Annotated in this window: 11 protein-coding genes; 6 read left to right on the forward strand and 5 right to left on the reverse strand. The window is 71.9% G+C overall.

The features are described from left to right. From AC1DW8_RS08705 to ptsP, 3 genes are all read left to right on the forward strand, one after another. Positions 1-2,091, forward strand: coding sequence for a PTS fructose transporter subunit IIABC (locus AC1DW8_RS08705; RefSeq protein ID WP_478093319.1), 2,091 nt, complete (start codon positions 1-3; stop codon positions 2,089-2,091). 75 nt (positions 2,092-2,166) lie between these two features. Continuing rightward, positions 2,167-2,436, forward strand: coding sequence for an HPr family phosphocarrier protein (locus AC1DW8_RS08710; protein ID WP_020141825.1), 270 nt, complete (start codon positions 2,167-2,169; stop codon positions 2,434-2,436). A gap of 5 nt (positions 2,437-2,441) precedes the next feature. Then, a complete protein-coding gene (gene ptsP / locus AC1DW8_RS08715) occupies positions 2,442-4,148 on the forward strand; it encodes a phosphoenolpyruvate--protein phosphotransferase (RefSeq protein ID WP_056823025.1) in 1,707 nt (568 codons plus the stop codon). Between the two features lie 39 nt (positions 4,149-4,187). Here the strand turns inward: ptsP and AC1DW8_RS08720 are convergent, their stop codons facing one another. The 3 genes from AC1DW8_RS08720 to AC1DW8_RS08730 form a co-directional block, all read right to left on the reverse strand. After that, positions 4,188-4,598 carry an SRPBCC family protein gene (locus AC1DW8_RS08720; protein ID WP_478093323.1) on the reverse strand — a complete coding sequence of 137 codons (411 nt, stop codon included), beginning with the start codon at positions 4,596-4,598 and terminating at the stop codon, positions 4,188-4,190. Positions 4,599-4,670: 72 nt separating this feature from the next. Continuing rightward, a complete protein-coding gene (locus tag AC1DW8_RS08725; protein ID WP_478093325.1) occupies positions 4,671-6,110 on the reverse strand; it encodes a hypothetical protein in 1,440 nt (479 codons plus the stop codon). Between the two features lie 290 nt (positions 6,111-6,400). Beyond that, positions 6,401-7,402, reverse strand: a complete 1,002-nt coding sequence (locus AC1DW8_RS08730; protein WP_478093327.1) for a methyltransferase — start codon at positions 7,400-7,402, stop codon at positions 6,401-6,403. Positions 7,403-7,612: 210 nt separating this feature from the next. Between AC1DW8_RS08730 and AC1DW8_RS08735 the strand changes: the two genes are divergently transcribed. Then, entirely contained in the window at positions 7,613-7,954 is a 342-nt protein-coding gene (locus tag AC1DW8_RS08735) for a hypothetical protein (RefSeq protein WP_478093329.1), read from the forward strand. A gap of 56 nt (positions 7,955-8,010) precedes the next feature. Here AC1DW8_RS08735 and AC1DW8_RS08740 read toward each other — a convergent pair whose 3' ends face one another. Next, on the reverse strand, positions 8,011-10,212 hold the full coding sequence (locus tag AC1DW8_RS08740; protein ID WP_478093331.1) for an ATP-dependent DNA ligase: 2,202 nt from the start codon (positions 10,210-10,212) through the stop codon (positions 8,011-8,013). Positions 10,213-10,342: 130 nt separating this feature from the next. On the opposite strand from AC1DW8_RS08740, the gene AC1DW8_RS08745 reads away from it, so the two are divergent. Continuing rightward, positions 10,343-11,011 carry a hypothetical protein gene (locus AC1DW8_RS08745; RefSeq protein WP_157623308.1) on the forward strand — a complete coding sequence of 223 codons (669 nt, stop codon included), beginning with the start codon at positions 10,343-10,345 and terminating at the stop codon, positions 11,009-11,011. 169 nt (positions 11,012-11,180) lie between these two features. Then, positions 11,181-11,582 carry a PPOX class F420-dependent oxidoreductase gene (locus tag AC1DW8_RS08750; protein WP_478093333.1) on the forward strand — a complete coding sequence of 134 codons (402 nt, stop codon included), beginning with the start codon at positions 11,181-11,183 and terminating at the stop codon, positions 11,580-11,582. A 12-nt stretch (positions 11,583-11,594) separates the two neighbouring features. Here the strand turns inward: AC1DW8_RS08750 and AC1DW8_RS08755 are convergent, their stop codons facing one another. Continuing rightward, a complete protein-coding gene (locus AC1DW8_RS08755; protein WP_478093335.1) occupies positions 11,595-12,401 on the reverse strand; it encodes a UbiA family prenyltransferase in 807 nt (268 codons plus the stop codon). Positions 12,402-12,468: the final 67 nt, after the last annotated feature.

Consider the following 12,468-nt stretch of genomic DNA (forward strand, 5'->3'; position numbering starts at 1 on the left):
ATGTCCCTGATCACCGAAGACCAGGTCGTCCTCGACCTCACCGGTGCCGATCGCCACGAGGCGACCCGGACGCTCGGCGAGCGCCTCGTCGCCTCCGGCCGGTGCACCGACCTCGACGCCTTCCTGGGCGACGTGCGCAAGCGCGAGGAGACCATGGCGACCGGGCTGCCCGGCGGCATCGGCATCCCGCACGCCCGCAGCGCCGCCATCACCGAGCCGTCGCTCGTGTTCGGCCGCACGGACGGCATCGACTGGGGCGCCAAGGACGGTCCCGCGACGCTCGTCTTCCTCATCGCGGCCCCCGAGGGCGGCGGCGACGCGCACATGCAGATGCTGCCCAAGCTCGCCCGCGCCCTCATGAAGAAGGACTTCAAGGCGGCGCTCGCCGCCGCGACGACCGAGGCCGAGGTCGTCCGCATCGTCAGCGCCGAGGTCGAGCTCGACCAGCCGGTCATGGCCGCCGCGGCCGCCGGGGCCGCGGGAACCGCCGGTGCCGGTGCTGGTGCCGCAGGCACGGACACCACGGGCGCTGCAGCAGCACCGGCCGCCAAGCGCGTGCTCAACCTCGTCGGGGTCACCTCGTGCCCGACCGGCATCGCCCACACCTACATGGCGGCCGAGGGCCTCGAGAACGCCGCGAAGGCCGCGGGTCACACGATCAAGGTCGAGACCCAGGGCTCCGCCGGCTCGACGCCGCTCAGCGCGACCGAGATCGCGGCGGCCGACGCCGTCATCTTCGCCCACGACCTGCCCGTCAAGGACGCCGGCCGCTTCGCCGGCAAGCCCCTCGTCGACGTCGGCGTCAAGAAGGGCATCTCCGACGGCCCGGCGCTCGTCTCCCAGGCCGAGCAGCTCGTCACCGAGTGGGACGCCGACCCGAGCAAGCGCGCAGCCGCCGTCGCGGCCGCCGCTGCCGGCGGTCCCTCGGGCGGTCTGACCTCGAAGGTCGAGAGCGGCGCGAGCACCGGTACGAAGATCCGCCAGTGGCTCATGACCGGTGTCTCCTACATGATCCCGTTCGTCGCAGCCGGCGGCATCCTCATCGCCCTGTCGTTCATGCTCGCCCAGGTCGCCCTCGGTGAGCAGGGGCCGATCGAGATCGTCAAGTACGGCCTGACGGCCGAGGGGAAGTACAACATCACGCAGAGCTTCAGCGCCTTCAGCCTCGAGTCGTGGGCCGGCCTGCTCTTCGTCATCGGCGGCGCCTCGTTCGGCTTCCTCGTGCCGATCCTCTCCGGCTTCATCGCCTTCGCGATCGCCGACCGTCCCGGCCTCGTGCCCGGCATCGTCGGCGGCTCCATCGCCGCCACGATGGGCGCCGGCTTCCTCGGCGGCCTCGCCACCGGCTTCCTCGCCGGCTTCGTCGCCCGCTGGATCGCCCACTGGAAGGTGGCCAAGGGGGTCCGGGGCGTCATGCCGGTCGTCGTCATCCCGCTCCTGTCGACCCTCATCACCGCCGGGCTCTTCATCACCGTCCTCGGCCGTCCGATCAAGGCCCTGAGCGACGCGTTGACGAGCGGCCTCAACAACATGAGCGGCTCGAGCGCGCTGCTGCTCGGCATCGTGCTCGGCGCCATGATGGGCTTCGACCTCGGTGGCCCGGTCAACAAGGCGGCCTACTTCTTCGCCACCGCGGGCCTCGCCACGGCCGGCACGGTGTCCGACGCTCCCCAGCTGAAGATCATGGCCGCCGTCATGGCGGCCGGCATGGTCGCGCCGCTCGCCATGGCCCTCGCCACGACGGTCCGCCCGCACCTCTTCTCCGAGCCGGAGCGTGAGAACGGCAAGGCCGCCTGGCTGCTCGGCGCCTCGTTCATCTCCGAGGGAGCCATCCCGTTCGCGGCGGCCGACCCGGTGCGCATCATCACCTCCTCCGTGATCGGCTCCGCCGTCACCGGTGGCCTCGTGATGATGTTCGGCGCGACGCTCCGGGCCCCGCACGGAGGCATCTGGGTGCTGCCGCTCATCGGCAACTTCCTCCTCTTCCTGCTCGCCCTGGTCATCGGCGTCCTCGTCATGACCGCGATCGTCGTCGCACTGAAGTCCCGCGACACGCACCTTGCAGAGGTCGACGCGAGCGCTACGGTCTGACCAGGGCGTGAGCTCGATCGCCGTCTGATCCACATCGACAGCACGACCACCTGAATCCATAGAAGGAGCACGTCCATGGCTACCCGCACCGTCACCATCGCCTCCTCGGTGGGCCTCCACGCCCGCCCGGCCGCCCTCTTCGTCGAGGCCGCGAGCGCCTCCGGGCTCGACGTCGAGATCGCCAAGCCCGGCGAGGACCCCGTCGACGCGACGAGCATCCTCGGCGTCATGGCCCTCGGGGCCAGGCACGGCGAGGAGGTCGTCCTGACGGCCGAGGGCGACGGCGCCGACGAGACGCTCGACTCGCTCGTCGAGCTCCTCTCGCGCGACCTCGACGCGGAGTAACGAGCATGGCCGAGTCGGAGACCCGTTCGGAGACTCCTTCGGAGACCAGGCACGGCATCGGTGTCAGTCCGGGCACGGCGTACGGACCGGTGGTGCAGGTCGCACCTCCGGTCCGGCCGCCGGCCGACGAGACGGCGGTCGACGACCAGGAGGCGGCGCTCGCCGACGTGCGCGCGGCCTTCGAGTCGGTCGCCGTCTCGCTCGAGGAGCGGGCGACCCGGGTCGACGACACGGCCCAGCAGATCCTCAAGGCGACCGCCCTCATCGCCCGCGACAAGGGCCTCGTCAAGGCCGCGGCCAAGGAGCTCGCCGCCGGGCACGGTCGGGCGCACTCCATCGAGAACGCCGTCGAGACGTATGCCGCCCAGTTCGAGGCACTCGGCGGCTACTTCGCCGAGCGGGTCGCCGACCTGCGTGACGTCGGGTCACGCGCGGTCGCCGCGGTGCTCGGGGTCCCGGCCCCCGGCGTACCCTCCTTCACCGAGCCCAGCGTCATCGTCGCCGAGGACCTCGCGCCCGCCGAGACGGCGACGCTCGACCGGCGGCTCGTCGTCGGGATCATCACCGAGGCCGGCGGCCGGACGAGCCACACGGCGATCCTCGCCGCGCAGATGGGCATCCCCGCCGTCGTCCAGCTCGCCGGGGCCACCGAGATCGCCCCGGGCACGCCCGTCGCGCTCGACGGCGACACCGGTGAAGTGACGATCGACCCCGACATGGAGCTCGTCACCGCCCAGCGGGAGCGGGCGGCGCGTCGCGCCGAGGCGCTCTCGCACCTCTCCGGGGCCGGGCGGACCTCCGACGGCGCCGAGATCGCGCTGCTCGCCAACATCGGTGGCGTGGAGGACGCCGTCGCTGCCGGCGCGCAGGACCTCGAGGGCGTCGGGCTCTTCCGCACCGAGTTCGTCTACCTCTCGGCGACGAAGGCCCCGACGGTCGAGGAGCAGACCGAGATCTACCGCGGGGTCTTCGCGCCCTTCGAGGGCCGGCGCGTCGTCGTGCGCACCCTCGACGCCGGCGCCGACAAGCCGCTCAAGTTCGCCGACCTCGGGCCGGAGGAGAACCCCGCGCTCGGGCGTCGCGGCCTGCGGCTCTCGGCCGAGCGGCCCGACCTGCTCGACGCCCAGCTCGAGGCGCTCGCCATCGCCGCCCGCGAGACCGGGGCCGACGTGCGCGTCATGGCCCCGATGGTCGCGACGGCGGAGGAGGCGGCGTGGTTCGCGCGCCGCGTCCGCGAGAACGGGCTGCCCAAGGCCGGCGTCATGATCGAGGTGCCCGGCGCAGCGCTGCGGGCCCACGACGTGCTCGGCGAGGTCGACTTCGGCTCGCTCGGCACCAACGACCTCGCTCAGTACACGATGGCCGCCGACCGCATGCAGGGCGCGCTGTCCGACCTGCTCGACCCGTGGCAGCCGGGCGTCCTCGACGTCGTCGGGCTCGCGTGCGAGGGGGCCGCCCGAGCCGGCCGCCCCATCGGGGTCTGCGGCGAGTCAGCCGGTGACCCCCTGCTCGCCCTCGTCCTCGTCGGCCTCGGGGTCTCGTCGCTGTCGATGGCGCCGAGCAAGGTGCCGGTCGTGCGCCTGGCCCTGTCGCTCCACTCCGTGGCCGAGTGTCAGGACCTCGCGGCCGCGGCTCGCGGGGCGCGCACCGCCATCGACGCCCTCACGGCCGTGCGCGAGGCCGCGCGGACGGAGCTCACCGACCTGCTCTGAGCCCGTTGCCCTGAGACGACCTGGGCCGGGTCGTGGCCGCTAGCGCGGCTGCGACTCGGCGAAGGTCTTGAACGCCTCCATCATCGACAGGCTCTGCTTCGGGAAGCTCTTGGCGAGCACGAGGCCGACGACCTTCATGATGCCGTGGAACTCGAAGTCGTTGTGGGTCACCCAGCGCGTGGCGTCGGGACCGGCCTCGTGGAACTCGTTGCGCGTCGTCGAGTGGACGCCCTTGGCGTCGTAGGTGCCCTCGAACGCATACGGCAGGTCCCGGCGCGTCACGGTCTCGACCATCTCGAGGGTGCCGCGCCCACGCCGGAAGGTCAGCCGCGACTGGGCCCCCGGGTGGCCCGGCTCGCCGTGGATCGGCTCGAACGAGACGAGGCCCTCCTGCCACTTCGGCAGGTTGTCCGGGTCGTCGAAGAGCTCGATGAACCGCGCCCGCGGCACCTGGACGACGACCTCCTAGGTGAACTCCATGCGCGAACCGTACTGCCGCGGCCCGTCACGCGGGTCGAAGCGTCACGCGTGACCCGGCTCGGAGGCCGTGGCTGTCGGTTCGGGGCCGGCCCCCATCCGGCCGGCGACGCGTGCCGTGAGGACGGCCGTGATCGGGATGCCGAGCCAGAGCCAGGCGATCGTCGTCGATGACCCCAGGACGCCGCTCAGCTGAGCATCGTTGAAGAGGTAGAGGTAGAGCGTGAGCAGCCCGACCTGCCCGGCCACGAGCAACGAGCGACTGCGTTCGTTGCGGCGCTGGTCGGCGTAGGCGGGCGGCGGGTTGAGCCACAGGGCGATGACGACCGCCGCAACGACCGCGATCTGGGTCACGTGGTCCATCCACGCGTCCGGCCAGAAGCTGTCCAGGTGCAGCACGACGAAGGGGACCACGACGAGCACCATCAGGGCTCGAGGCTGGAGACCCGCCGTCCGGCCGGTCACGACCATCGCGAGCACGGCGACGGTCACGACGGCCTCCACCTGGCCCGGAGCCGCCCAGGCCGTGGGAGAGGTGTCGGACGCGAAGGCGATCCCGATCAGGGCGGGGACCAGCCAGAGCCCCGCCGCGAGCCAGAGGTAGAGGCCTGCGCTCAGAGCGCGTCGAACGAGCAGCTCGGCCAGGGCCGCGAGAAGGACGACGCCCGCGATGACGACCTGCACCCGCTCGACGTGGTCGATCACCCAGTTGGGCAGGCCGAAGAAGGAGCTGGTGTCGGCCGAGGGCACGACGGTCCCCACCACGGTGATCGCGACGAGCGTCGCGAGGGCCGCCACCTCCATGATGCCGACGCCGAGCGAGACAGCGGCGAGCCGCGGCGGGAAACCGCCCGCAGCCAAGGGGCGACGCGCACTCCATGCGGCGACGGACACCATCAACCCGGCAACGAGCGCGGCATGCAACCAGGACAGGGGCTGGTCGACGCGAGGTCGCCAGAAGACCTCTCCGCCGAGGAATCCACCCGTCACGTGGAGGTAGAGCCCTGCGAGGAGCAGGAGCTTGAGGACCACCGCCGCGATCACCGCCTGCCGGGTGACGCGCCAGCGCAGCAAACGGCCGGTGCGCTCCCGCTGCCCCTCGACCGAGGTAGCCAGGGCGAAGATCGTCAGCAGCGACAGGAGGATTGACGCCGCCGGAGCGAGGCTGCGGCCTCGGATCGCGGCGAGCGCCTGGTCGACGTCCGAGCTCCGGACCGTGGCGACGAGTGCCATGACCGCAGGCGCGGACGCCAGGGAGCAGCGCGCGGCCTCGTGGTTGCGCCCCCCCGCTGGCAGCGTGAGCGCCGCTGCAGTGCAAGCGAGTCCGAGTGCGACGAGCCACAGCCGCGCCGACCCCAGGGACAGGGCGTCCATGGTGAAGAGGGCGATGATCAGTGCGGCGCCACTCAGCACGACGCGCTGACGTGGGGCAGAGCGTACGGCACCGATGCTGATCGTCACCATGACCACGCCCAGGGCAACCACGGTGACGATCGACTGCCACGGCCAGTACGTGTCCCCCTGATCTCGTTGAGCACGGCGCGTCCGCGCCAACCGGTGGCGATCATGAGGCACAGCAGTGCTGCCCAGGCATGACCCAGGAGCACCACGACCCTGACGGCGCGCTCGAGGTTGGACGTGCCCACCCGGAGCGCTCTCGCCCGGAAGCCGTCTCCCAGCCGGGTGCGAAGTCCCACCTGCGTCATCACCCCATGGAACCGCTCACGCCACGCGTCCGCAGGACATTGGCTGGGATCCGCTCCCGGCCAGTGCGCTCAGCGGTCAGTGCGTGCCTCGAGGATCACGACGTCGGCGTCGGTCTCCACCAGTCGCGCGGGCTCGAAGCCGGCGGCGACGAACAACGCGTCGAACTCCGCCGCCGTGCGCTCGCGCCCACCCGGCAGCACGAGCATGTTGAGGTCGGACAGGGCCGACTCGAGCTTGTGGCCCGGTCGGTCGAGCACGAGCTCAACGACGAGCACCACCCCGCCCGGTGCGAGCGAGCGGCGGCAGGTGCGCAGGATCTCGACACACTTCGTGTCGGACCAGTCGTGCAGCACCTTCTTGAGCAGGTATGCATCGGCAGGCGGGACCGCGTCGAAGAAGCTGCCTGCCGCGACCGACCACCGGGACGCGACCGACTCGCTCGCCGTCGAGGGCGGCCCGGCTGGTAGCGCCTGGGGAAGGTCGAACACCGTGCCGTCGAGGTGCTCGTGGCCGGCCAGGACGGCCTCGAGCAGCGCCCCGAGCCCGCCGCCGACGTCGACGACCGAGGTCAGCCCCGTGAAGTCGTATGAGCTCGCCACCGCCGTGGCCACCCTCGACGTCAGAGCCGCCATGTTGTCGTTGAAGACCGCGTTGGCCCGCGCGTGGGAGGCCCGGTAGGTCCAGACGTCCTCACCGTGCAGGGCCGAGAAGGCGGTGTCGCCCGTCCGGACGCTGTGGGTGAGGTGACCCCAGGCCGCCCACGTCGCCGGGTCCTGGAGCGTGCGGGCCAGGGGGCGCAGCGAGCCGGGGGCATCGGTGCGCAACCCGGCCCCGAGCGACGTTGCGGTGTAGGTGCCCTTGGTCGACACGGCATACAAACCCAGTGCGACGAGCACCCGCATGAGCCGGCTGAGAGTGTCCTCGTCCGCCCCCACGCGTGCGGCGAGCTGTGCCAGGGACATCGACCCGGACGCCAGCTCGTCGCTGAGCCCGAGCTCGGCGGCCGTGCTGACGGCCGCCGACGTCCGGAAGCCGATGATCATCGATCTGAGGTCAGGGGTCGCGTCCATCTCGCCATCGTCCTCCGGAAAGGGGGCGGCGGACGGAGTCGGCATGGCCCGATACGTCCGCTGCCGTGTCAGGCGCTGGGGGCACGGAGAGGCGGTGTCGCATCTTCGTGGTGACCACCCTCATAGGTCCGGGACAGTTGGACGCCAAGGCGGCTCGATAGAATCGAGGTGGACGTCGACACCGGCGCCCACGCGGCAAAGGAGCTCGGCATGAGCACGTCCAGCCTCTTCATGGATCGGGTCCGTCTCGAGGACGGGTACCACGAGGACGACCTTCCCTTCATCGAGCACGCGCTGAGCCAGCTGTTCAGCCAGCTGGAGCGCTTCGACCCGTCGATGGTCCACATCGGGCTGCGGGTCAAGGACCGCGGCCAACCGGGCATGCACACCTCCGTCGAGGTCTGCATCAGCGGTCTGCCGACGGTGATCGGCGTCTCCCACCTCACCGACACCAAGGCCGCCCTCAACGACGCCGAGACGAAGGTCGTGGCCCAGCTGCGCGAGGCCGCCGACCGACACCACGACCGCCGCCCTCGCCAGCCGCGCCACTGACGCGGCACCGAAGCGGCACTGACGCGGCACCTGACTCGGCCGAGACGCGCTGTCGCTCAGTCGGATCCGGCGGAGAGGACGTCGGCGAGGTCGTAGCTGACGGGCTCGTCGAGCTGGTCGAAGGTGCACGACTCGGGGGTGCGGTCCTCACGCCACCGGACGAACTGCGCCGTGTGCCGGAAGCGCGTGCCCTCCATGTGGTCGTAGCGCACCTCGACGACCCGCTCGGGCCGCAGCGGCACGAAGGAGAGGTCCTTCTGGTTGTTCCAGCGGGAGTACTCCGACGACCGCGGAGTGCGTACGCCACCGGTGTCCTCCGCGGGAGCAGCCCAGTTCCACGGGTGCTCGTCCCACTCGGCGACGAGCGGCTGGAGCTCCTCGAAGAGCTCCTTGCGGCGCGCCATGGGGAAGGCGCCGATGACACCGACCGAGGCGAGCTGCCCGTCCTCGCCGTAGAGCCCGAGCAGGAGCGAGCCGATGGCGTCGGGTCCGCTCTTGTGGACCCGGTAGCCGGCGACGACGCAGTCGGCGGTGCGCTCGTGCTTGATCTTGAACATGAGGCGCTTGTCGGGCTCGTAGGCGATGTCGACCGGCTTGGCGATGACCCCGTCGAGCCCGGCGCCCTCGAACTGGGTGAACCAGCCCTGGGCGACGTCGCGGTCGGCGGTTGCGGCGGTCAGGTGGACCGGGGCCTCGGCCGTGGCGAGGGCTTCCTCGAGCGCGGCCCGGCGCTCGGCGAAGGGCTTGTCGAGGTAGGACTCCTCACCGAGTGCGAGCAGGTCGAAGGCGATGAAGGACGCCGGTGTCTCGGCGGCGAGCTTCTTGACGCGTGAGGCCGCCGGGTGGATGCGCTGCTGGAGCAGGTCGAAGTCGAGCCGGTCGCCGGACTCGGGCGAGACGAGGACGATCTCGCCGTCGATGACGCACTTGTCGGGGAAGTTGGCGAGCACCGCCTCGACGACGTCGGGGAAGTAGCGCGTCATCGGCTTCTCGTTGCGCGACCCGATCTCGACGAGGTCGCCGGAGCGGAAGATGATCGACCGGAAGCCGTCCCACTTCGGCTCGTAGAGCACGTCGACCTTGACCGCCGTGAAGTCCTTGACCGGCTTGGCGAGCATCGGGGACACGGGAGGGACGACCGGCATGCCCCACGTCGTGCGCAGGTCGGCGTCACGCTCCGCCTTGGGAGCCATGTACTCCGTATCCGCCTTGTCCTGGCGGCGCTTGCTCGGCTGGACGCGCGGCGGCTCGCCGGGCATCTTCGGGTAGTCGGGCGGGAAGTTCAGCTCGCCGAGCCCGCGCTCACTGACGTCCTTGTCCCACAAGGCGATCGCGGCCGCGACGTCGCCCAGCTCGTCGTCGATGCCGGCCCACGCGTCGCCGCGGTCGGCGACGAGCTGCGGCACGGTGCGCACCGTCAGCTCCTTGGGGTCGACGGACCCGAGCTCGTCCCACGTCACCGGCGTCGAGACCGGCGCGCCCGGGAGCGGTCGGGGCGAGTAGGCGGAGGCGATGGTGCGGTCGCGGCAGGCCTGGTTGAAGTCGACGAAGATCTTCTCGCCGCGCTCCTCCTTCCACCACGAGGTCGTCACGAGGTCGGGGAGCCGCCGCTCGAGCTCGCGCGCGATGCCGATGACGCCGTGGCGCACGTCGAGGAACTCGTGCGTCGGCGCGACCCGCGCGTAGACGTGCACGCCGCGGTTGCCGGACGTCTTGGCCCACGCGGTCAGCCCGATCTCGGCCATCACCTCGCGCAGCGCGACCGCGGCTTCGACGGCGTCCTTGAAGCCGCGCCCCGGCTGCGGGTCGAGGTCGATGCGCAGCTCGTCGGGCTTGTCGACGTCGGCCGTGCGGACCGGCCACGGGTGGAAGGTGATGGTGTTCATCTGCGCGGCCCACACGGCGTCGGCGATCTCGTCGATGACGAGCTGCGGGTGCTTGCGGCCCGACGGATAGGTGCACATGACGGTGCGCGTGCCGTCGGGCACGCCCTTGGGCGGGTTCTTGGAGAAGAACTCCTCGCCCTCGATGCCCTCCGGGAAGCGCTGGAGCGTCACCGGCCGGTCGCCGAGCGCCCGGAGCATCGGGTCGGCGACGGCGACGAGGTAGTGCGCCATGTCGAGCTTCGTCACCGGCTGGCCGTCGGCCATCCCGGACGCCGGCCACAGCACCCGGTCGGGGCTCGAGACGCGGACCTCCCGCACGCCCGACGGGCTCGACGGACTGGGCGCTTCGACGACGACGGGCTTGGCGCTCACCCGCCGATCGTAGCCACGCACCACGACAGCGCCCGGGCTCCGCCGCGGCGAGTTCGTGTCGGCCTCCTTCAGCGTGCTGCTTCACGACGAACGGCCACCGTCCCTGGTGATCATGGTTAGCGTCGGCCACATGAGGCTGGGAACGTGGAATCTCGAGGGCAAGTGGTCCGACGCGCACGCGCCCCTGATGACCGACGCCGCCTGCGACATCTGGCTTCTCACGGAGATGCCGACCAGGACCACCCTTCCGGGCTTCACTATCCACGCGACGAGAGCCCGAATGGCTCCTGAGCGCGCCTGGGCAGCGGTCGCCGTGCGAACGGCCCTCAGTGCGAAGCCATGGAAGAAGGACCCGCACCCGGCCAGCGCCTGTGCCGACGTCGGAGGACTGACGTTCTGCAGCTCGGTCCTGCCGTGGCGCTCCTGCGGCGGTGGGGACCCGTGGCAGGGCGACGACACGGCGAGCCGCACGAAGCATGCAGTGGGCCGGTTGGTCGCTGCCCTGCCAGCCGCCTCGACGGTCTGGGGTGGTGACTGGAACCACGCCTTCGACGGCACGGAGGCGGCTGGCAGCCTGGCCGGTCGAGAGGAGATCCGTGCCGGGCTGACCCTGCTCGGAGCCGAGCTGTTGACCGCGTCCCAGCCGCACCGGCTCCAGGGCCTGTTCTCGATCGACCACATCGCAGTCCCCAGCGGCAGGCTCCTGACGCGCGAGGCACGGCGCCTGTCGATGCAGTCGGGCGGTCGCCACCTCTCCGACCATGACGCCTACGTGGCGGACGTGGAGCTCGCCGGGTAGAGGCCCCCGCGGCGCCTCATGCCGTCGGCTGCGCTGTGCATTGGGTCAGGGGGTGACTCAGGTCTGCGGGAGCCGGACGAACCGGCCGTGAGTCACGGGGTGACCCAATGCACAGGGTGCCGACCGGGCACCCTGCTCGCGGCACGCCCGGAGCGGGTACGTCCTGCCCATGACCCAGGCGCCCACGCTCCACAACCTCGGTGGCGAACGCTTCGTGCTGCTGACGACCTACCGCCGCAACGGCGAGCCGGTCCCGACCCCCGTGTGGGTGCTGCCCGACGCCGGCGCCGCGATCGTCAGCACCCCCGAGGGCGCCGGCAAGCTCAAGCGCCTGCGCCACGACCCGCGCGTCACGCTGCAACCGTGCGACCGCCGGGGCAACGCTAAGCCCGACGCGCCCGTCGTCGAGGGCCGCGCCGAGATCATCCGCGACTCCGCCGCCTCCGAGGCCGTGAACCGCAGGCTCAGCCGCAAGTACGGCGTCGAGTTCCGGATCTTCATGGCCATCGAGTGGGTCGTGCGTCGCGGCAACAGCACCCGCGTCGTCGTCCGGATCACCCCGACCGACTGAGCGCGACGAGGGTCAGCTGCGCGCGACGAGGCTGACGACGTTCGCGAGGGCGATGAGCACCGCCGCGGCGAACGGCAGCCGCCCGCGCCCCACGACGGCCACGACCGCGAGGGCCACGCACGCCGCGAGCAGTCCCAGCCCCGTGGCGTCGAGACCGGGGCCGAATGCCGCCACGACCGACCCCGCGAGCAGCACCGCGGGTGCCAGCCACCGCACGACCGGCTCCCCGAGCCGGTGCGGCAGCCCGCGCACCCCGGTCGCCTCGTCGTCGGCGAGGTCGGGCAGGGCGTTGAGCAGGTGGGCGCCCACCCCGAGCAGGGCCCCGGTCACGAGCACCCACGCCGGCGGCCAGACGGGGTGGGGGAGGGCGAGCGTGACGACGGCCGGCAGCGCGGCGAACGCGACGGCATACGGCAGCGGGGAGAGCGCGGTGCGCTTGAACCACAGGTTGTAGGCCCAGCCGGACGCGACGCCGAGGAGCAGGTGGACGAGGCCCGAGGCCCAGCCGCACGCGAGCGACAGCACGACGCACGCGGCCAGGGCGGCCGCGCAGGCGGCCCGGACGACCCGCTCGGTCACGGCGCCGGCGGCCAGGGGCTTGTCGGTGCGCCCCACGGCGCGGTCCCGGCGCGCGTCGACGAGGTCGTTGGACCACCCGATCGACAGCTGTCCGGTGAGCACGGCCGTGGTCACGAGGGCGCCGCGACCCAGCGTGTGTCCGGCCGACCAGGCGAGCAGCGCCGTGAGCACGGTGACGGCCACGGTCGGGCCCGGATGGCAGGCGAGCGCCAGTCCTCGCACCGTCCGCCGCACCGCCACGCGCCGAGCCTAGGTGTCCCCGAGGCCGAGCGCCCCGACGGCCGCTGTCCAACGTCGCCCCCCGGGT

Source organism: Terrabacter sp. P2_E3, assembly GCF_056403915.1.